A 21,982-nucleotide genomic window follows, 5' to 3' on the forward strand; every position below is an offset into this window, starting at 1 on the left:
CTCAAGTCTAATTGTATATTGTAAAAAAAATGAATGGAGCCACCTTTAGTTGGGTATTTACTTTTTTGGCTCTAATAGAAAAAAGATTAAAACTGAAAATTCTGGTATTATTTATGCAACGCTAGTGTACTTTCACCTATAAAAAACGAACCAATCCACTCGATTGGTCCGCATTATCTCTTATTGACTTCCTTTTTTAACCCACTCCGCAACCTGAACCGTCCGTTTTGCTTGGTGTTTAACCGCACCTTCCACATCTTCTATCATTTTTCCATCCTGGTCGACAGATACGCTTGTTCCATAAGGATTTCCTCCGGCACCGAACAACACTTGATCTGTATATCCAGGAGCAGCAATAATTGCACCCCAATGCATCATCGATGTATATAAAGCAAGAATTGTAGCCTCTTGTCCACCATGTGGGTTTTGTGCTGAAGTCATAGCACTTACCACTTTATTTACTGTTTTGCCACTCGCCCATAATCCACCTTGTGTATCTAAGAACTGCTTCATCTGAGATGCCACATTACCAAATCGAGTAGGGGTACTAAAGATAATTGCGTCCGCCCACTCGAGATCATCAGAGGTTGCAACAGGAACATCTTTTGTAGCATCTACAGTTTTTTTCCAGACTTCATTACCTTCAATAACTGATTCTGGCGCTAATTCCTGAACTTTTAATAATCGGACTTCTGCACCAGCTGCCTCTGCCCCTTCCTTTGCCCACTTGGATAATTGAAAATTCGTTCCACCCATACTATAGAATACAATTGCTAACTTAACGTTTGACATGCTTTCCATCTCCTTTTCCTTTTCCCAAATAATCGACTTAGGAAGCCCATTAACTTTATCCTTTCTTGTATTTAATTTTTAATACCATTTCTTAGAATATCCTGCTACAAAATTTCAATACCACAACTTAACTTAAACCTTTGCTTAGTATTACAATGGACAAGAAAGAAGCTTCCATATGCACATAGGCACATGGAAGCTCCTTTTTGAGAATCCCAGTAAAACTATTCAACGATTTTCATCATCCCAGATAGGTAAAGCTGTGGAATATTTAATTTCCCTTAATGCTAAGCTAGTTTGAATACGAGTAATACCAAGACTATTTAATTTCCTGATGAAGTTTTCTAATTCTTTGCGGTCTTTGTTTGCAACCTTGAGAAGATAATCATACTCTCCGGTAATGCACTGACATTCCAAAATCTCCGGCATTGACTTTAGTTTTCTCTCTAAGACTTCCAACTTTTCTTGTTGATGTATGTTTGTACTCATAAAAATAAATGATAATAAATCAAATCCTAATTTTTCCTGATTTAAAATCGCAACATGATTCGTGATGTACCCTTCAGCTTCCAGTCTTTTTATCCTTGTATGAGTTGCCGGCGGAGATAAGTTCACCCGTTTAGCGATTTCTGAATTGTTTAGCTGCCCTTCGGTTTGTAAAATATGTAAGATGTTACAATCCAATTCATCAAGCATTTTATTTTTACTGAATTCCAATATTTTCACCCCTTTATTTTCTTCGGATATTATGATAAAGCAACTCATGAACTGAACATTATTTCCCTTTAATCCACTTTAACTTAATATTATTTTTAATTTATTCCATTATACAAAATAACCACTAATAAATGTTCGATAATGTTAAAATGATTTAAAGTAAAGCATTCAATACTTAAAGCGCTTTTTCATATTGAATGTTACTGTTTAAAAAAGGAAGGCTTGAATTAATGTTGATGATGTATTATGTCTTATTGCTATTAACCTCATTATTTTGGGGAGGAAATTTTGTCGTCAGTAAAATACTTGTGGAGCATGCCTCACCGATCACTCTGACGACTTTAAGATGGATCATTGCGGTTGTCTGCTTAGTCCCACTTGTTTGGAAAAAAGAAAGAAAACTTCTGCCACCACGTGCTGCACTTCTTCCATTGTTTTTCATGGGATTAACAGGTGTAGTGCTGTTTAACCTTTTACAGTTTCTTGCATTAGAACGAACGACAGCTCCAAATGTAGGATTAATCTCCACATTAAATATGATTTCCATCGCAGTCTTTTCTTTTATATTCTTCAAAGAGAAAATAAATGTACTTCAGTTTATTTCCATGATTTTCTGCTTCTTTGGAGTAACTCTTGTACTTACTAAAGGTGAAATAAACGATATGCTTTCATTGAGTTTTAATACTGGAGATTTATGGATGTTGGCTGCAGTTTGTGTATGGGGGATCTACACCATATGCACGAAATGGGCTATGACAAAAACTACGGCTCTAATGTCTACTCTGTACTCTGCGGTTTTGGACTGATTATCCTTCTACCATTGAGTGTCCCTAATTTTACAGTTACAAATATTAATATCTCCTTTATTAGTGCAATCATTTATACAGGCCTAATCTCAACCGTTGTATGTATGCTGCTTTGGAGTATTTGTGTTCAAAAATTAGGTTCGACGACATCAGGGGTATTTCTTAATTTTAACCCGGTATTTACTGCAATTTTAGCTTTTCTATTCTTAGGTGAACAAATGACTTGGATACAGGGGATAGGTAGTGCCATTGTAATAACTGGTACTTATTTATTTTCATACTTTAAAACAAAAGAATTGAATATATTCTCTTTAGGAAAGTTGAGACACGACTAGACACTCATGCACCTTTTCTCGCCCAACTTTGAATCCCACCGTACTTTTTAAGTAGGTGGGACTCAAGGTTTCACTTCCTATTAATTCGTAACTTTTCCTTTCGTGAAACGATTTTCTGGTTTTTTCAGGCCAAGATGATCACGTAATGTATTTCCCTCATAATCCAAGCGGAATAAGCCTCTTTTCTGCAAAATCGGAACAACTAACTCAACAAAATCTTCCAAATCCCTTGGTAAAAGGGGGAATTGAATCATAAAACCATCTGTTGCTTTTTCTGTAAACCATTTTTCCATCTCATCTGCTACTTGTGTAGGCGTACCAATAAAGCCGTCTTTTTTAGCTGCGCCGAAAAATCTAGTATAGAGATCTCCAACTTTGAGATTTTCTTCCTCAATAATCTTCTTCATTTCATTGAATTGACTTTGGATACTATTTACTTTTGGAAATTCCACTTCTTTTGCTGGTGTATCTAGAGAGTATTTGGAAAAATCTACATTCCCCATATATCCAGAAACAAATTTCAAACTTTCATATGGATCAATGAGTTTTTGTAACTCATTATATTTTTCATATGCTTCTTTCTCAGTTTCTCCTACTATTGGTGATATGCCATGGAGAATGTGAAGCTCATTTTCACTCCTGCCAAAGTCCACTAATTGTGATTTTAATTTTCGATAAAACTGTTTCGAATCCTCAATATTATCCCAGTGCGTAAAAACAACTTCCGCGGTGCGGGCTGCCAGTCTCTGTCCTGGAATGGATGCACCAGCTTGAATGATTACCGGCTGACCTTGAACTGACCTTGCAATATTCAACGGGCCTTTTACTGAAAAATATCTGCCTTTGTAATGGAGCTCATGTACTTTATCCTGGTCATAAAATTCTCCTGTCTCTTTGTTATAAGTAAAAGCATCATCCTCCCATGAATCCCACAGGCCTTTTACTACATCTACGAACTCTTCCGCCCTCTCATAACGATGATCATGTTCCCAATGCTGTTCCCTACTAAAATTCAAGGCCGTTTGTCCTGTTGCATCAGCTGTCGTCACCACATTCCATGCCGCACGCCCACCACTTACATGATCGACGGATGAGAATTGACGTGCAAGAGTGAATGGTTCGTTATATGTTGTCGAGGCTGTAGCCCCGATACCGATTTTCTCGGTTGCTGAAGCTAAGGCAGTTATAAGTACTACTGGATCAAAGCGATTCAAAATTTGTGGATGTGACTCGTGATTAATTGCTAAACTATCTGCAACAAACGCAAGATCAAACTTTCCTCTCTCAGCAATCTGTGCTAGCTTTTGCAGTGCCTTTACATCAATACTTGCATTTGGACTTGATAGTGGATGGCGCCAGGAGGCAACGTGCATCCCTGTCCCTATCAAATATGCCGCTAATTTTATTTGTCTTTTCGTCACATTTCTCTCTCCCTCAACAAATTTAGTTATTTGAATAAGTTTCTTTAAATGTACTTAATTCCTCTAAAGAGATATTGATTGGAAGATAGTTCCCTTGATATGTCTCTTCAATAAATGCAGCTGTCTCGTCGGATTGATAAATTTCAACTATCTTCTGGAAAATTTCCTTATCCTATCTTGGTCCCTAGCCGCGATTACATTGATATAAGGTTTTGCTGTTTGACTTTCATGAATAATCGCATCTTTTAGTGTTAGCCCCGCCTCCAATGAAACCCCATTATTTATTACCGAAGCAGCTACATCTTCCATTACACGAGGGGCATTTGCACCATCTACTGGTACAATTTCAATATTCTTGGGGTTTTCCTTAATTTTGTCTTCACCACCAAAACCATCAAAGTCATCAACAACCGTTAATAATCCCGCTTCTTGTAGTAGTAACAACGCCCTTCCCCAGTTAGGTGCATCATTCGGCACAGCTATTTGTGCCCCATCTGGAATTTCACTCAACGCTTGATATTTACTGGAATACAATCCCAGTGGAGCAATAATCGTTGTGCCAATTGGAACAACTTCTGAATTGGTATTCTCATTAAATGACTCCAAATATGCTACATGTTGGAACGCATTTATATCAACTTCTCCTTCAACTAAGGCTTGATTTGGATCATACGCAGATGAGAAATTGACAATTTCGATTTTTATTCCTTCTTTCTCGGCTTGCTCCTTTAAATATTCCCATGTTCGCAGTTCGGAACTTCGAATTCCAACTTTGACTGTTGCTTGTTCATCTACTGCCTTTGCATTTCCAGAACACGCACCTAACAACACACTCAATACTATAAATAACGGAAACAACCATTTTTTCATGATTACACTCCTCTTTGTCACTCTAAATTCTCCTTGCCTTTCGTTCTAGTCTGTTTCCAATTTCCTGTATAGCTTGAACGAGGATCACTAGAATAACAACAGTTACTAGAATCGTAATGGAACTAAATCGCTGATAGCCATAGGTTATGGCTACATCCCCGAGTCCTCCACCGCCAATTGCTCCTGCCATTGCAGTTGCACCTATTAATCCAATCGTCACTGTTGTTAAACTTAAAATTAATGAAGAAAAAGCTTCTGGCATTAAAAAGCGATAAATGATTTGCAGTGGTGTCGCTCCCATCGCTTTTGCTGCTTCAATAATTCCTTCATCTACTTCTAATAACGAATTTTCTACTAACCTAGAAAAATAAGGCCCTATATGAAGTACCAGGGGAACTATCGCAGCCGTTGTCCCAATTGATGTACCTACAATTAACCTTGTAAAAGGAATAATTGCTACAAGCAAGATAATAAACGGAATGGAACGAAAGATATTAACGATTGGATTCACGCTGGAATAAATCAACCGGTTTTCCAGGATATGTCCTTTCCTCGTTACTACTAATAACACACCTAAGAATATCCCGATGATCCCTCCAAAAAAGAGTGAAACACTAACCATGTAAAGCGTTTCCCACAACGCGTTCAATATCAATTCTTTGCTCACTTCCATCTTCGATAACCTCCTTCACTTCGATTTCTTGGCTAATGATATATTCAATCGCTCGCTCAATTTCGTAATTATCTCCAATTAACTCGACAACTAAGTTACCAAAAGGAATCCCTTGTAATTCCGTAATGTTTCCAAACAGAACATTGATTTCCACGTTGTAAATCTTTGCAGTTTTAGAAACAATCGGTTGCCCGGAGTCTGCTCCGAAAAATTCAATTTTGAAGATACGACTAAAATGATCCTTTTCTTTTAACAGTTGATAAACACTTTGAGGCACTTCATCGCGAATGACAGATTTAACAAAGTTACGTGTTGTAGCTGTTTTTGGATGTGCAAAAACTTCATAGACACTTCCTGTTTCAATAATTTGACCATCTTCCATTACCCCAACCCGATTACAAATCTCTTTGATAACTTCCATTTCATGGGTAATGATTAAAATCGTAATATTGTATTCCTCGTTTATCCTTTTTAATAGATTTAAGATTGACTTTGTAGTTTCCGGATCTAATGCTGATGTAGCTTCGTCGCATAATAATATGGAAGGATTCGTTACTAATGCTCGGGCAATTCCAACACGTTGCTTTTGTCCACCTGATAACTGATCCGGGTAATTATTTGCCTTCTCCTCTAATCCAACAAAACGAAGAGTTTCATATACCTGATCTTCTACCGCTTTCTTGTTATATCCACTTAGCAATAAAGGCATAGCTACATTATGAAAGACATTTCTAGAATTTATCAGATTAAAGTGTTGGAAAATCATTCCGATATCCTTCTTTGCTTCTCGTATCTCATTATGAGACAGTTTTGCTAAATTTTTCCCCTTGACAATCACTTCACCCGATGTCGGATATTCCAATAAATTCACGGTACGGATAAGTGTACTTTTCCCGGCTCCACTGAAGCCGATCACTCCAAAAATGTCCCCTTTATTAACGCTTAACTGAATATTTTTTAATGCTTCAACTTTTTTTCCACCACTATCAAATACTTTGGAGACCTGACGAAATTCTATCAATCTAACCCCTCCTGAAGAATATTGATTTCATTAGAACGCAGGGACAACTGCTCCTTCGTAATTATCTAATATAAATTCCCTTACCTTTTCCGTTGTTAATGCATCCGCAAGTTTTTGAATTAGTTCGCTGTCCTTGTTGTCGGGACGAGCGACTAAAACATTGACATATGGTGAGTCCAATCCTTCAATAATTAAAGAATCTTCTAGAGGCTTAAGATCAGCTTCTAAAGCATAGTTTGTATTGATGGCCGAAGCCTCTACATCATCTAAGGAATGAACTAAGAGAGGTGGATCAACTGGAATAAATTCTAAGTTTTTATCGTTTCTAGTGATGTCTTCCAATAAGAAGTCACCTGATTTAGCATCATTCAATTCAATTATTCCATGCTCTGCAAAAAGCAGGAGTGTTCTTGAGAAGTTCGAAGGGTTATTCGGAACAGCAATTTGTGCCCCTTCCGATAAGTTATCAATGGAATCAATTTCCTTTGAATACACTCCAAATGGTTCAATATGAATACCTTCCACTACTACTAAATCTAGCCCACTGTCCTCGTTAACTTGTTCTAAATACGGCGTATGCTGGAAGAAATTTGCATCTAAATCTCCATCTGATGTCTGCTGATTCGTTTGAATACCATCCGTAGAAATCATAATTTCTAGTTTCACACCATCTTCTTCCAAATCTGGTGCAATAAACTCCAATATTTCTGCATGTGGTACAGAAGAAGCCCCAACTTTCAATGTCGCTTTCTCGTTTTCAGAAGCTGATCCTTCCACACAACCTGTTATTACAAATAATCCAATTGTGATCATCGCTAAAAGATGTTTGATTTTCATTTTCTCTACCCCTTTTTAATTATTAACCTGGTTTATTCCTACTTTTTCATCTTGATTGTCCTGAATTTCATTTAATAATGACAAAGCACTTTCATAGAAGAAGTAAGAGGCTTCAATGAGCGCTGATTCATCGACTGTAAATGCAGGATGGTGCCATTCTTCATTGCCATTTGTCCCGAAGAATACAAATGCGCCCGGTATTTGCTGCTGATAAAAGGCAAAGTCTTCCCCACCCATTGTCGGTTGCGGTTTTACTACTCTTAGTCCTCGTTCTTGAGCCGCTTCACGTAAAATGTCTATCGTTTCTGCATCATTGACCAATGGAGGTGGTCCTGGAAACCACTCAATACTAGCTTCCCCTGAATATGCCCGCGCTGTGTTTTCAACTATCGTATTTACTTTTTCTATAATTTCTTCGCGAATTTGATGATTAAACGTTCGAGTCGTCCCCTCAAGAATCACTTCACTCGGGATGACGTTCCACGTACTTCCGCCGGTTATTCTTGTCACGCTTACTACAGCACTTTCCAAAGGTGAAACATTTCTGCTGACAATCGACTGTAGGGCTGTAACGATTTGTGAGGCGGCAAGGATGGGATCTTTTCCATTTTGCGGAATAGCGGCATGACTTCCTTTCCCAGCGACTTTAATATGAAATCGATCGACAGACGCCATTAGCGCTCCAGCTTTTAAACCAATTGTGCCAACTGGTAAATCGGGTTTATTATGGATGCCAATGATGGCTTCGACCCCTTGAAGCTGGCCATCATTAATTACCTGTTCCGCTCCTCCGCCTATTTCTTCTGCCGGCTGAAACAAGAATCTAATATTTCCTCTCAACTTATTTTGATTCTTTTTTAATAAGGAAGCAGCACCAATTAATGCGGCTGTATGGAAATCATGTCCACAAGCATGCATGACACCTTTTATTTTTGAAGCGTAAGGTAAGCCAGTTTTTTCATGGATTGGCAATGCATCGATATCAGCTCTAATTGCAATCGTCGGTCCGGGAGATGCTCCTTCTATTTGGGCAAACACCCCCGTTCTTAAGCCTGTTTTTCTTATATTAATCCCTATCTCTTCTAACTCTTTTTGGATAAACTTCGTTGTTTCGAATTCTTTAGTTGATAGCTCCGGATACTGGTGTAAATGACGTCTAATTGAAATTAAGTAATCATTCAAATCCGTTTTAAACATGGCAGTTCCCCTCTCTATAAATCCAACCTATAGCATTTCGATACAATATTTCCTCTTGAAAAATCCTTTGATACCTCTCTTTTGAAACCAAGCTTTTCATAAATTTTGATTGCATGATGCATGAAATCAGTTATATGCAAATATATGCTCGATTCGCCGAGAGCTTTTGCATCATGAATGACAGTATTTAATAAAGCATGGCCAACACCACGACCTCTTGCGCGGGGATGAACTCCGAGTAGCCGAATAATCGGTGCCTCGATTTTAAGCTCTGGAATTGCATATGCCTTTTCTCCAGATTGAAATAACTGCAAAGTGCCTAAAACTTCTTGATCCAGTTTGGCTACTAGAATTTTATCTACATTCGGATTATCAATAGAAGAAACAATTCTCTTTAAATAATCCTCCCACGCTTGAGGAGGGAAATAGCTTTCATACTGTTGGTAACTTTCAATCAGAACACGCCGAACGTTCTCCATATCCTCTCTAACCAACTCATTGACACTGACTGGATTACTAATTAATTTACTCATGGCTGTCCTCCATTTGATAATCAATCAAGATTATATTGATTCCACTTTCGCTGCAACTTCACGTGGGCTCAATAGTTGGAACGAACGAAAACGCTCAGCTTCTCTTCGAATCGGAGTATGCAATATAAATTCATCGATATGATAGAGATGTTGAAATCGAATTAGCTCCCCTTTCACATATTCTGGTGTTCCAGCTATGATATTCGCTGCCTTTTCTTGTACTTCAAAAGGGCCTTCTGCTTGTTTCTCATATGCCAAAACTTGCTCTTCCGATTGAACGGTCAATGTCCGGCCGTCATGAAGATGAAGGCTGAATAATTTATGCTCCGCCGCTAATTTTTCTGCTTCGTCTTGGGTAGGTGCTGCAAGGACTGCTAAAGAGAAAATAAACTTCCCTTCTCTGAAATTCGATTTAAAGTTATGAACTGTTTCATGAAGTACTTTATCGTCATTATTTAAAAATCCTGCGTAAACAAAATTAACTCTTAAATCAGCAGCAAATTTGGCACTATTAACACTTCCTCCAAGTAAATAAATATCCGGTTTCTCATCTGGCCTTGGTAAAGCTTGAATACCTGCTAATGGATGGTCATGCTCAACCGTTTCATCTATCAATTGTTTTAGAAATGTGAAGCGCTCATTGAAATCATTTTTATTATTTGATTCACCATTTTGTAATGCTTTCGTAGACAAAGGTAATCCACCAGGAGCCTTCCCAATTCCTAGATCTACTCTTCCAGGAGCGAGAGTTGATAAAACATTAAAGTTTTCGGCAACTTTATAAGGACTATAATGTTGTAGCATCACACCACCAGAACCAACTTGAATCGTATTTGTTTGTGCTAACAAATGCGAAATTAATACTTCTGGTGAAGAACCTGCTACCTGCTCCATGTTGTGATGCTCCGAAACCCAGAAACGGGAGTACCCCCATTCTTCAGCTCTTTTTGCCAGTTGTATCGTATGCTGAAATGCGTCAGCTGCTGTTTTTCCATTAAAAATTGGACTTTGATCAAGAATCCCAAGTTTTAAGCTCATTATTTCTCCCCCATTCCCTCTAAAAAATTGCAAAAGGCAGCTTTCCATTCAATAATGAATGGAAAGCTGCCTTTAGTTGTCTAATCGGCATGCTTCATTTCGTTTGATGATTCTTACCTTGTAGTTTGGTAACGTAATTTTTCAGTTGTTTCTATTTGTGTAATTTCATCGTCATGAACAGTTATGATTAAGGATCCAAATTTAAGTTTTTTCAATTCGGTTACGATGTCTAAGATCTTTTTGTCAGTTACATTTGCCATAGAATCTCCTCCTTTATCAAAATATTATATAGAAAATTCAAAAAACCTCTTCTATACAAATAAGAAGAGGTTTTCATTTATATCATTCTCTTCTTATCTGCCAGTCACATCGACTTGCTGGAATTGGCACGGTGCTATAAAAGTCCGTTGCCGAGGTTTCAAAGGGCCAGTCCCTCCACCTCTCTGGATAAGAAATACTTTATTTAGTTTTTTATGTTGTAAGTAGTACTTTGTTAAAGCTTATAAATCTTTGAGAATAATACCTTTATTCTAATACTGTACATCTTAGCATCCCTTTATTATCTTGTCAAGGAAAATTCAGGGAATTTTTTATAAATTCCGATGTTAGACGTTAATGCTTATAAATATGGCCACAACATGTTCAAATTGATAATATTTCCTTAAGTAGCTCATAATCAGAAGCCTATTGCTACTTTCAGAAATAGTATTTAATAATGACTTGCACTTACTACATCTTTTTCTGATATAACTGGCACATCAACTGAAATCTTCCTCATAAAATAATTAAGCTGCTTCTTCGTTCGATTTAACATAACATTATCAATTATAACTTCACTGCCAGTCTTGCTTATTTCACTATCTTGGAAATATAGTCCTTTTAAGCTATGTGCTTTTACTGTTGCCAGTAGAGGCTTCAATGCATAATCGAGCGCGAGTAAATGCGATGAACTGCCTCCTGTCATCACCGGTAGTACAAAAGTATCTTGTAAAACATCTTGGGGCAGCAGATCAAACAGTGCTTTTAATACGCCGGAATATGAAGCCTTGTATACAGGGGATCCAACGATAACACCATCCGCTTTTTGCAGTTCCACAGAAATCTCTTTTATCTTAGAACTGTTGAAGTTTGCAAAAAGCAGGTCCTCTGCATCGAAATCTTTTACAGAAACATGGTGAACAGAAAATCCTTCCTGCATAGCGAGGTCTCCTAAATAATAAAGAATGCGTTCTGATCTCGATAACGAAGATGGACTTCCAGAAACAATGACAATTCTCCCCATAGTCATTCCCCTTTCCAATTTTTAATGGATGCCCTTCAAGGCGGTGTTTTCCAGTGCTTTCTCCAAATGTTCAATCCCAACTTCTGTTACCGCTTCATATACATTCCCTTGACCAATCTCGACAACTGGTACATGGCGCACCCCATACTTAGCTTGTAAAATATCTCTCCTGTCATCCTTTTCCGTTACATCTATCGTTTGGAAAGCTAAACCTTTTTCGTGTAGATATGTTTTTACTTCCGTGCAATAACTGCAACCTTGTTTGGACCAAACTACAATTGATAGATTATTTGCCAACGTAGTCTTCCACCTCTCCCTAAGCATAAATTTATATTGTTACTTTTACTTGACGTGCCTCTTTTGCAGCTTGCACCATTACTTCCAATGCTGCTACAGTTTCTTCTTCTTTGCGTGTTTTCAGTCCGCAATCTGGATTAACCCAAAACTGCTTTGGTGAAATGGTTTCTAATGCCCGGTCAATATTTTGTTTTATTTCATTGACAGATGGAACCCTTGGACTATGAATATCATAAACACCGAGTCCAATCCCTTTTCTGTACGTGTTTTCTTCGAAAGTTGAAACGATCTCTCCGTGACTTCTCGATGACTCAATCGAAATTACATCAGCATCAAGTGCATCAATACAATCAAAAATATCCTCGAAGTTCGAATAGCACATATGGGTATGAATTTGTGTATCTGCATCAACGCTTGCAGTAGCTAAACGGAATGCATATGCAGATACTTTTAGATATTCTTCCCATTTGGCCCTGTCTAGTGGCAACCCTTCACGTAAAGCAGGCTCATCTACTTGAATGATTTTTATGCCATTCTTTTCTAATGCAACAACTTCTTTTTGAAGAGCCAATGCAATCTGCTTCATCGTTTCATAACGATGACTTGCATCGTGAACGAATGACCAGTTCAAGATCGTTACCGGTCCAGTCAGCATTCCTTTTACAGGACGATCGGTCAATGATTGTGCATAAACACTTTCTTTTACCGTAATTGGTTTTTCCCAAGATACATCACCGATAATTAGCGGCGGTTTCACATAACGTGAGCCGTAAGATTGAACATACCCATTTTCCGTTACAATAAATCCGTTAAATTTATCACCAAAATATTCAACCATGTCATTACGTTCGAACTCACCATGGACAAGAACGTCAAGATCCAATTGTTCTTGGATATCAATCCAGCGTTTAATATTATCCTTTACAAATTTTTCATATTGTTGATCTGTAATTTCACCTTTACGCCATTTCGCACGGGTACTTCTTACTTCTTTTGTTTGTGGTAAGCTACCAATCGTAGTTGTCGGTAGTAATGGTAAATTCAAACATTCTTCTTGAAGTTTTGAGCGTTCTTCAAAAGATACATTCCGTTTTGCATCTTCTGGCGTCAGATTTTTTATTTCCTCGTGTACTTTGTCATTTGAACGATAGTTTGCTTGTAAATTATTCCGTTCGGTAATTGATTTCTGAATTTCTGTCTCGATTGCTGCTCTACCTTGTTGCAATCCTTTCGTCAAAATTACAATTTCTTCTAGCTTCTCATCCGCAAATGATAGGCCCCCAAGAACTATCGGATCAATCTTTTGTTCCAGCTTTTTCGTGATTGGAACGTGAAGTAAGGATGATGACGGCTGAACGATTAGCTGATCTTCATTTATAAATTGCTTAATTGTTTCTAAAAGCGTCAATTTTTCTCCAAGCTTTGCCCGCCATACATTGCGACCGTCGACAATGCCTGCAGCGAGTACTTTATCTTTCGGAAATCCATATTCTTGCAATAAACTTAGTGAATCTCCGTGCACGAAATCAAGTCCTATCCCCTTTACCGGTAAATTAACAATCGTTTCATAATCGGATACTTTTTCAAAATAGGTTTGAAATATAATGTTAATCTCTGGAACTTCTTCGGCAAAAGTTTGATATACTTTTTGCGCTGCTGCCAAAACATTTTCAGCCACATCGGTAACGAAAATCGGCTCATCAATTTGCACCCACGTAGCACCGGCATCGACCAGTTCTTTCAGAACCTGAACATATAATGGAAGAAATGTATCCACCAGTTCGCTAAATTGACTTTCTTCGTATCCTTTTGAAATCTTTAAATAAGTGATTGGTCCTAAAATAACAGCTTTTCCATCAATCCCTAGTTTCCCTTTCGCTTCGTTATAATAGTTGAGTGCTCGATTTTCCGCTAATGTTGGTGTTACATCATTTAATTCCGGAACGATATAATGATAATTTGTATTGAACCATTTAGTCATTTCCGACGCAACGGCATCATCGGCACCCCGTGCAATTGCAAAGTAAGTGTCCAGGTCCACTTTACCTCCCGTATAATGGAAACGTTTTGGCACAACTCCAAAGGTTGCTGATGTATCAAGTACCTGATCATATAGTGAAAAATCTCCAACAGGAATGAGATCAATTCCTATTTCCTTTTGCTTCTTTAAATGGTGAAGTCGAACTTCTCCTGTTTTTTCCAATAGTTCCGCTTCTGTGATATCACCATTCCAGTAGCTTTCAAGTGCCTTTTTCCATTCCCTGTTTTCCCCGATTCGTGGATAGCCTAAATTTGAACTTTTGATCTTCGACACATTAATTCCTCCAATTTTTTATATCTTTTCTCGCCATGAAGCGATTTTTATTAGTTTGGTTTGTACAATCAACGGTTTATGATGTCTAATATGCAACTTTTTCCAATACCTTCGTTTTTTCGCGGATGTACTCGACAAGTTCGATTGTAATGTCATAGCGCATAAATGGTGTAATCAAATAAATTCCATTAAAGTGTTCCAGCGCTGTATCGATTAAATCTTTTGATATCGCAATGCTCTCAGCAGTTGATTGTGCTTTATCTCCTGCCACTTTTCTCATTCGTTCACGTACTTCATCCGTCAGCTTGATTCCCGGCACTTCATTATGGAGAAACTCAGCATTTCTGGAAGTAGTAACCGGCATAATTCCTAAGAAAATCGGAATGTCAAAAATAGCTGTTTCCTTTTTTATTTCAATTATTTTTTCTGTACTATAAACCGGTTGCGTTAAAATATAATCCGCACCACTCGAAATTTTCCTTTCCAATCGTTGTACTGCTTTCTTCAGATTAGCTACGTTCGGATTAAATGCTGCGGCAACACTGAAGTCGGTTTTTTCTCTTAATGATTTTCCTGAAAATGAAATTCCTTTATTTCCTTTTTTGATTAGTTCGATCAATTGAAACGAATTGACATCAAATACCGAAGTCGCGCCGGGGAAGTCACCAATTTTCGTTGGATCTCCGGTAATCACCAGCATTTCCGTAATACCGAGAGTATGCAATCCCATTAAGTGTGACTGTAGTCCAATTAAATTACGGTCACGGCAAGTTAAGTGAACGAGTGGTCGAATACCTTGTTCTATTAATAGCTTTGCAACGGCAATATTGCTGATTCTCGGTGTGGCAAGGGAATTGTCCGCAAGCGTAATCGCATCAGCTCCTGCCTGCTTTAACGCTTTTGCCGCCTCTATATATCCAGTCATTTCTAAATGTTTCGGGGCATCTAGTTCAACGACAACTGTATGGCGTTCTATCGCAAGTTCTGGAATTGTTTTTCCTACTCGGATTCTTTCAGTTAAAAAATTTCCTTCTTCTGGTTTCTTCACATTTTTTTGTTCCAGTGGTACTAAACCTTGAATTCCCTCAGTTAACGCACGGATATGTTCCGGCGTTGTACCGCAACAACCACCTATTAGCCGAACACCTTGATCTCGTAAATCACTGGCACAAGTTTTAAAGTAATCCGGTTTATTTTCATAAAACAACACACCATCACGATAAGCGGGCAGACTCGCATTTGGATAAGCTGCTAAGTATGCATGTTCATGAAGTGGAACCGACTCAAGCGATCTAACCATTTGTGATGGACCAAGCCGACAATTTGTACCGACAATATCAGCACCAAGACTTTCTAATTCTTTTAATGCATCTGCCAATGCCAAACCATTTTCAATCACACCTGGTTCATGCATGGATACATTCGCTATAATCGGTAAATCTGTTTCTTCTCTGGCAATTTTTAAAACAGTCCTTAATTCATCCAAGCTGTAATACGTTTCTAAAATCAGACCATCTACACCTTCCAGTAATAAACAATATAATTGCTCTCTAAAACTACGTTTAATTTCATCCTCCGTTACGGTTAACGTTTGCCCCCCGTGAATCCCTCCTATACTTCCTAAAACATAGACTTTATTGTTACTCGCTTTCCTAGCGATTTGAACAGCTCTTTGATTAATTTTTTTCACTTGTTCTTCCAATCCATAACGTGCCAGTTTAATATAATTGGCACCATAGGTGTTCGTTTGTATGATATTAGCCCCTGCATTGATGTACGCTTCATGAATTGTTTGGATTTGTTCTGGTTGCGTCAGATTCAATTCCTCAAAGCTACGATCTACCCCATTTGAATATAAAATCGTTCCCATTGCCCCATCAGCAATTAAAATCCGTTCTTTCAAGTCTGTTAAAAGAGTCAAAAATTATGCACCCCCAAGTTTGCTAACATTGAAAAACAAAATAGGCATCTAACAGTTTTCCGAATCAATACCGGAAAAACTGTTAGATGCCTTTAGTTGTCTAATCGGCAAATTAACTTTTTTTAAGAAGCATTTTTGTGTTGAACAAGCTCTGTAAGACTCACATCCCCCTTTTTATTCTTATGGAGTTCTGATACCGAAGAACTTGCCTATGCTAGATGGAAGAGAATAACTGTTGGTCGACTAATAAGTTAATATCAAAAAACCTCTTCCTATGCAAATAAGAAGAGGTTGGATTCATCCGTTCATTCTCTTCTTATCTTCAAAGCACTTGGCTTACTGGAATTGGCACAGTACTGATTCAGTCTGTTGCCGAGGCTTCAACGGGCCAGTCCCTTCACCTCTCTGGATAAGAAATATAACTAGATATTAAATTGTAAATACATCTTACACGGAATTTTTTAATCTGTCAAACAATTCTACATTTCATTTTTATTAAACTTCTGACAAGAGATGCTATCGATGCAGTCATTCCTGGTGCGAAGCGTTGAAATCAAGTTCTTAATAACTTGAAAACACGTGATGTGCAATTAACCGATGAGGAAATTAAAGCAATTAGCGAACATCTTTAAATAAAACATATTACTATTCAATTGTTCCTGTATTTACAAGAGTTTGCCTGTTATACTTCTGGAGGTGTCCCTTCAGCATTCGATACGATTACATCGATTTGGACTAAAGCATCATTAGGTAAAGCCGATACACCAACCGTTCTTCGGGCAGGGATGCCGTCTGGGAAGAAAGTGGTGTAAGCTTCGTCTACCGCAGCCATATCTTCAATATTTTTAAGGAAAATATTTACTTTAACGACATCGTCCATCACATGATTGATACTTTCAATGATTGCCTTAATATTTTTCAAGCATTGTTCCGTCTGCTCTTTCACGTCGCCAGACACCAACTCAGCGGTTTCCGGATTCAAAGGTAATTGAGCTGAAATGTGATTGTAATGGGAAAACGCTACAGTCTGTGTAGATATAGAACTCTTAGGTGTTGTTTGCCTTTATAACGATTCCATGCCTGTCTTCCACATCTTGTGGAGTAGTGCCATCTCCGTGAGATATGACTGCTTCAATTTGCACTAAAGCATTCATTGGTAGAGCTTGAGCAGCAACAGTTGTTAGTGCTGGAAAACTTGTGAATAGTTTTATGGGTAGAATATTCTCTTGGTATATTATCCTTTTATTTCCATAAAGCTGTTGAAGTTCATACTTTTAGAGAATGTTTCTTTATAGAATGACCTCACTTCCCTAAAGTATTATCTACAATTTGATGGATTAAAATTCCTCTCATTTTTAAATCCTTAAGTATGTCTTTCTATTCGATTCCACGATACATCTACGATCTCTTCCCTTTTATATGGAATAATGGTATGGAAATATCAACTAATGTACAAACTGAAACTGGATAGGAAATTTACTAATATACTGGAGATTTCGTTTATTCCTTCTGAACAGGAAAGGTGGAATTGGTTTGTACGGGGAAAAGCAGCATATTCAAGAGGACTCTACAGATATTGCGTTTCAATATAAACAAATGCAATCTTTGAACACTAATCAAAAAGGACAATCATCCAATCATTATTTTAAATCTATTGATTCTGCAGAACAGCAATATGTACTGGGGTGGATCTATTCAAAGGGGTATCTATTTAACTTTAAAAATATAAAGCACTCTGGGCTTTCCATCAAAGTCCCCGAAAGGGATAAGTATATCTTAAAATACATTCAAGAACTCCTCTCCTCAAAACGGCCAATAGTGATAGAAGTAATGAATGGGAGAAATTATGCTAAATTAACGATTGGAAATAAAGATATATATGATGATCTAATGAGCTGTGGTTTGGTACCGACTACGAATGCTGAATTAGAATATCCTGTAAATACTATAACAAACCATGCAGCTTTTATTCTTGGATACTTCGAGGGTAATGGTAGTATATCTTTTAATAATAAAACCAAAATACCAACCATTGAGATTGTTGGTACAGAAAGCATGATATCAACTATTAGAGATATATTAGTAAAAAAATTATCCTTAATAGAAGTTCCATTAATCCAAACAGAAAACTCGCATCGTATCAAGTATCCAGGATTTTACGTCGTCAATAAAATTAGAAAGTGGCTTTATCATTGGAACCCAGGGGTTTGCTTAATTAGGAAAAAAATAACATTTGATGAGCTTTTAAGTATAACCAATTACGGATATTCTATTTTCAGATGTCCCCATTGTGGAAAACAACAGGATCTTAACAAACTAAATATAAAACAACATGTAAAGATAGATGAATCCAGAGATTACTGCTCCATCAAATGTTCTTTGAGTTTTATAGATAATATCATGTAGAACTACTAGAACTTATACTAGATGATTTCTTAGTGCAAATCCCTTGCATCTCCCTAAAAACAGGTTTACTTTAAAAAACTAAGAAGGAGTCGCTTTTAAAGGAGGGTATGCTAGGATGCAAAAAACAGTAGACCGTTATTTACCTGCTATCAAAAAACTGCCTAAAGACAGGCCACTTACTAAACAAGATTTATTAACAGAACATTTTTTAATGATAAAAGACGGGACAACAGAAATTTACTACGCTCCCCACAATGAGTATATCAACAGCAACGCAAAAGTCATTATTGTTGGAATTACTCCAGGATGGAACCAGATGAAAGCTGCATATGAACAATTTATACAAAGCATAGCAGAAGGTGAAGATATAGAGTCTTGCCTTATTCAAACAAAAAAGGCCGCAAGATTTTTCGGTTCCATGAGAAGAAACCTCACTAGCATGCTTGATCAATGTGGTGTTCCAGAAGTGCTAGGTATTCCTACATCATCCGACCTATTTGGAAAAAGTAGCGATTTACTTCATACTACTTCGATAATCAAAAATCCAGTCTTTACTCATGGAAAAAACTATAATGGTCATCAGCCAGCAATCAACAGCTCCCCTTTATTACAACATTATGCATATGAAGTATTCCCGGAAGAACTAGCGCACATTACGTCACCTGCATTATTTATTCCGCTTGGCAAAACAGTAGAACAAATGATGTATAAATTAATAGAAGAAAAGAAAGTATCCGGGCATACTTACCTAAATGGATTTCCACATCCATCCGGTGCGAATGGACACAGGATGAAACAATTCCAACAAAACGAAAAACAACTTTGTCAACATGTGAGAAAATGGCAAGAATATCATAGCTCTTCATTTTCTTAAAACATTCCTAATGATATGACAAAGAACCTATCTATTATTCTAGTATGTATCTGTAACTAAGTTGGTATCCGCCCCAAATCCAACCAACCCCTTATCCTCCAAGCCTCCACCCCCTCTTTACTCCCTTATGGCAATGGAACTTAGTTCTTCCCCAAAACACCCGAAAATAACCTGAAATAACTCCTCTGGCTTGTATAGAATATTCGTACATTGTAACTAAGTTCTTCCCGGAATAGAAGGAAGAATTAAGAGAAAAGACTGGAAAAAGTGATAAAATCTTATTGGAAAAGCTATGGAAAAAGACACGAAAAGTGAATGGAAATCCTTCGGATTAATACAGTTAGGATAACAACTGGAAAGGGATTGGATACTGCCAGAAACCACGATTGGCAGGGATTGGAGGACTTTCTCCCGTATTGGGAAAAAGAAAAAGGGACGAAATCCTACTGGACCCGCCCCGAATTCTGATTGATATTTGATTGAAAAACCGATTGATATATTATTGTAAAAGCATTGGAACATTGTGTGCTTCCGTTCTTCTCTCCACCCTCTTTTTTCTACTCCGATACCAACTTAGTTCCATCAGGGAAGAACAAAGTTACATGGGGAAGGAGAGAGTTACAGGGAGATATCTAGATAGGTTCTTTATTGCTTAGCATCCATTATGAAACTTTAATTTCTTACTCCACTGTAACGCTCTTTGCTAGATTACGTGGTTTATCCACGTCGCAATTTCTTTGAAGTGCTGCGTAATAAGCCAATAACTGTAATGGAACAACGCTTACTAACGGTGAGAGGATCTCATGAACTGCTGGAATTGTACAAGTATCACCTTTTTCCTCTTGCCCCTCTATACTTATAACCATCGGATGTGCGCCTCTGGCTACTACTTCCTGGACATTGCCGCGTATCAAACCATCGACGTTATTTTGAGTTACAAGTGCAATGACTGGTGTACCATCTTCTATCAAAGCTATCGTTCCATGCTTCAATTCACCGCCAGCAAATCCTTCCGCCTGAATATACGATATCTCTTTCAGTTTTAAAGCACCCTCCATTGCAACGTAATAATCAGCGCTTCTTCCAATAAAGAATGCATTTCTAGTATTCGTGAAGTATTCTTGTGAAAGTTCTCTAAATCTATCTTTTTGATCACATAGCGTTTCAATTGCATTTGCTACAATAGCCATTTCTTGCTTGAAATTGAAATCCAGCTTTAATCCTTTATATATTGCTATATCTGCCGCTAATAATGCAAGCACAGCAAGCTGGGCTGTGTATGCCTTGGTAGAGGCAACCGCAATTTCTGGTCCTGCATAAAGTGGTAACGTAAAATCCGCTTCACGAGAAAGAGTAGAACCTGGTACATTCGTAATTGTCATCGTTGGAAAACCCATCCGCTTTATTTGCACAAGCACTGCCCGACTATCCGCAGTTTCTCCGCTTTGGGAAATAAATAGAAAGAATGGATTTTCTGATAATAAGGGCATATTGTAATTAAATTCACTTGCAATATGCACTTCTGTAGGAATACCTGCAAGTTTTTCCAAATATCCTTTTCCAACTAAACCTGCATGATAACTAGTACCTGCCGCAATAATATAAATCCGATCTGCTTGATTCATTCCGATACGGATATTTGGATCAATTAGTATATCTTCGTTTTCACCTTGATATTTTTCTAGAATACGTCGAATGACGATAGGCTGCTCATCGATTTCCTTCAGCATATAGTGGGCATAAGAGCCTTTTTCAATTTCCGATGAATCAAGCTCGACTTCAAAACCAGTCCGTTCGATAGATTCACCATTCAATTTCTTAATTGCTACACGATCAGATGAAATGAAGGCAATCTCCTTATCTTGTATATCTACATAACGATTCGTTTCCTTAATCGTAGCTATCGCGTCACTTGTTACAACATGAAACCCGTCTCCAACACCGATTAACAAAGGACTTTTGTTTTTGGAGACATAGAGATTGCTCATATCTTCAGCATCTATCATCGCAATCGCATAAGAACCATTTAATAGTCTCATCGTTTCACGGAAAGCTTCTTCAACATCGTTTAGCTTCTCATACATTTTTTCCATCAGCTGTACAATGATTTCGGTATCTGTCTTACTGATTAATGATGTTCCGCTGAGATATTCATTCTTCAATTGTGAATAATTTTCAATCACTCCGTTATGGACCATACAAAATCTTCCATTTTGACTGAAGTGTGGATGGGCATTAATGATACTAGGCTCTCCATGCGTCGCCCACCTTGTATGTCCAATTCCAAGTGTTCCCACCATATTAGGTTGTAGTCTATTTTCTAGTTCTGCTACTCTACCTTTCACCTTTGTCATCTGAATACCATCAGCATTTCGTATAGCAATCCCAGCTGAATCATAACCTCGGTATTCCAATCTCTTAAGCCCTTCAAGCAAAATATCCTTCGCATTGTTCTGTCCAACATAACCAACTATTCCGCACATGTCATAACCTCCAATAAAGGGGCAGACAAAACAAACCTCTATCTCAATAAGGGCGAGTGACTGCCCCTTTCTCATGATTTTTTTGTATCTAGTCTTTCCTTTTGTGCAATAAGTCACCTTATTGTTTTATAGAAAGACATACGACTGAGATACGCAATCGGGAGG

At 37.7% G+C, this 21,982-nt stretch carries 19 protein-coding genes, 1 pseudogene and 2 riboswitches; of the genes and pseudogenes, 3 read left to right on the plus strand and 17 right to left on the minus strand.

The features are described 5' to 3' along the window. Positions 1 to 180 precede the first annotated feature (180 nt). Positions 181 to 792 (minus strand): NAD(P)H:quinone oxidoreductase type IV, encoded by a 612-nt coding sequence (wrbA, locus tag M3210_RS15800; protein ID WP_251516327.1) that lies wholly within the window; start codon positions 790 to 792, stop codon positions 181 to 183. A gap of 228 nt (positions 793 to 1,020) precedes the next feature. Further along, entirely contained in the window at positions 1,021 to 1,509 is a 489-nt protein-coding gene (locus tag M3210_RS15805; RefSeq protein ID WP_251516329.1) for an Lrp/AsnC family transcriptional regulator, read from the minus strand. Positions 1,510 to 1,739: 230 nt separating this feature from the next. Between M3210_RS15805 and M3210_RS15810 the strand changes: the two are divergent. Continuing rightward, a pseudogene (locus tag M3210_RS15810) lies at positions 1,740 to 2,650 on the plus strand (DMT family transporter). Between the two features lie 80 nt (positions 2,651 to 2,730). On the opposite strand, the gene M3210_RS15815 reads toward M3210_RS15810, so the two are convergent. The 14 genes from M3210_RS15815 to M3210_RS15880 all read right to left on the minus strand — a co-directional run bounded on the left by M3210_RS15815 (position 2,731) and on the right by M3210_RS15880 (position 17,093). Continuing rightward, positions 2,731 to 4,023 (minus strand): LLM class flavin-dependent oxidoreductase, encoded by a 1,293-nt coding sequence (locus tag M3210_RS15815; protein WP_251516418.1) that lies wholly within the window; start codon positions 4,021 to 4,023, stop codon positions 2,731 to 2,733. A 195-nt stretch (positions 4,024 to 4,218) separates the two neighbouring features. Next, positions 4,219 to 4,941, minus strand: coding sequence for a MetQ/NlpA family ABC transporter substrate-binding protein (locus M3210_RS15820; protein ID WP_432806996.1), 723 nt, complete (start codon positions 4,939 to 4,941; stop codon positions 4,219 to 4,221). Between the two features lie 22 nt (positions 4,942 to 4,963). Further along, positions 4,964 to 5,614, minus strand: a complete 651-nt coding sequence (locus tag M3210_RS15825; RefSeq protein WP_251516330.1) for a methionine ABC transporter permease — start codon at positions 5,612 to 5,614, stop codon at positions 4,964 to 4,966. Beyond that, positions 5,556 to 6,635, minus strand: coding sequence for a methionine ABC transporter ATP-binding protein (locus M3210_RS15830; RefSeq protein ID WP_251516332.1), 1,080 nt, complete (start codon positions 6,633 to 6,635; stop codon positions 5,556 to 5,558). Before M3210_RS15830 ends, M3210_RS15825 begins: the two co-directional genes overlap by 59 nt. A 30-nt stretch (positions 6,636 to 6,665) precedes the next feature. Continuing rightward, positions 6,666 to 7,472, minus strand: a complete 807-nt coding sequence (locus M3210_RS15835; protein ID WP_251516334.1) for a MetQ/NlpA family ABC transporter substrate-binding protein — start codon at positions 7,470 to 7,472, stop codon at positions 6,666 to 6,668. A gap of 15 nt (positions 7,473 to 7,487) precedes the next feature. Further along, positions 7,488 to 8,669, minus strand: coding sequence for an amidohydrolase (locus M3210_RS15840; protein ID WP_251516336.1), 1,182 nt, complete (start codon positions 8,667 to 8,669; stop codon positions 7,488 to 7,490). 14 nt (positions 8,670 to 8,683) lie between these two features. Continuing rightward, a complete protein-coding gene (locus tag M3210_RS15845; RefSeq protein WP_251516338.1) occupies positions 8,684 to 9,202 on the minus strand; it encodes a GNAT family N-acetyltransferase in 519 nt (172 codons plus the stop codon). A 30-nt stretch (positions 9,203 to 9,232) separates the two neighbouring features. Continuing rightward, a complete protein-coding gene (locus M3210_RS15850; RefSeq protein WP_251516340.1) occupies positions 9,233 to 10,240 on the minus strand; it encodes an LLM class flavin-dependent oxidoreductase in 1,008 nt (335 codons plus the stop codon). Positions 10,241 to 10,353: 113 nt separating this feature from the next. Next, the gene (locus M3210_RS15855; protein ID WP_251516342.1) at positions 10,354 to 10,500 is read right to left on the minus strand and encodes a YezD family protein; all 147 of its coding nucleotides are present in this window, start codon (positions 10,498 to 10,500) and stop codon (positions 10,354 to 10,356) included. A gap of 90 nt (positions 10,501 to 10,590) precedes the next feature. Next, positions 10,591 to 10,694: riboswitch (SAM riboswitch) on the minus strand. 255 nt (positions 10,695 to 10,949) lie between these two features. Beyond that, positions 10,950 to 11,522: an NADPH-dependent FMN reductase gene (ssuE, locus tag M3210_RS15860; RefSeq protein ID WP_251516344.1), complete on the minus strand. Its 573-nt coding sequence runs from the start codon at positions 11,520 to 11,522 to the stop codon at positions 10,950 to 10,952. 21 nt (positions 11,523 to 11,543) lie between these two features. Continuing rightward, on the minus strand, positions 11,544 to 11,819 hold the full coding sequence (locus M3210_RS15865; protein ID WP_251516346.1) for a glutaredoxin family protein: 276 nt from the start codon (positions 11,817 to 11,819) through the stop codon (positions 11,544 to 11,546). Positions 11,820 to 11,850: 31 nt separating this feature from the next. Continuing rightward, positions 11,851 to 14,133, minus strand: a complete 2,283-nt coding sequence (gene metE, locus M3210_RS15870) for a 5-methyltetrahydropteroyltriglutamate--homocysteine S-methyltransferase (RefSeq protein WP_251516348.1) — start codon at positions 14,131 to 14,133, stop codon at positions 11,851 to 11,853. Between the two features lie 85 nt (positions 14,134 to 14,218). After that, entirely contained in the window at positions 14,219 to 16,054 is a 1,836-nt protein-coding gene (locus M3210_RS15875) for a bifunctional homocysteine S-methyltransferase/methylenetetrahydrofolate reductase (protein ID WP_251516351.1), read from the minus strand. 313 nt (positions 16,055 to 16,367) lie between these two features. Continuing rightward, a riboswitch (SAM riboswitch) is annotated at positions 16,368 to 16,470 on the minus strand. 266 nt (positions 16,471 to 16,736) lie between these two features. Beyond that, complete coding sequence (locus tag M3210_RS15880) at positions 16,737 to 17,093, minus strand: RidA family protein (protein ID WP_349774373.1); 357 nt, start codon at positions 17,091 to 17,093, stop codon at positions 16,737 to 16,739. 494 nt (positions 17,094 to 17,587) lie between these two features. Here M3210_RS15880 and M3210_RS15885 point away from each other — a divergent pair, with 494 nt between their 5' ends. Together M3210_RS15885 and M3210_RS15890 are read left to right on the plus strand one after the other, a co-directional pair. Continuing rightward, on the plus strand, positions 17,588 to 18,460 hold the full coding sequence (locus tag M3210_RS15885; RefSeq protein WP_251516371.1) for a hypothetical protein: 873 nt from the start codon (positions 17,588 to 17,590) through the stop codon (positions 18,458 to 18,460). A gap of 115 nt (positions 18,461 to 18,575) precedes the next feature. Further along, positions 18,576 to 19,334, plus strand: a complete 759-nt coding sequence (locus M3210_RS15890) for a hypothetical protein (RefSeq protein ID WP_251516374.1) — start codon at positions 18,576 to 18,578, stop codon at positions 19,332 to 19,334. 680 nt (positions 19,335 to 20,014) lie between these two features. Here the strand turns inward: M3210_RS15890 and glmS are convergent. Next, the gene (gene glmS, locus M3210_RS15895; RefSeq protein ID WP_251516377.1) at positions 20,015 to 21,817 is read right to left on the minus strand and encodes a glutamine--fructose-6-phosphate transaminase (isomerizing); all 1,803 of its coding nucleotides are present in this window, start codon (positions 21,815 to 21,817) and stop codon (positions 20,015 to 20,017) included. Positions 21,818 to 21,982 lie beyond the last annotated feature (165 nt).

Source organism: Oceanobacillus luteolus, from assembly GCF_023715655.1.
GTDB classification, from domain to species: domain Bacteria; phylum Bacillota; class Bacilli; order Bacillales; family Amphibacillaceae; genus Oceanobacillus; species Oceanobacillus luteolus.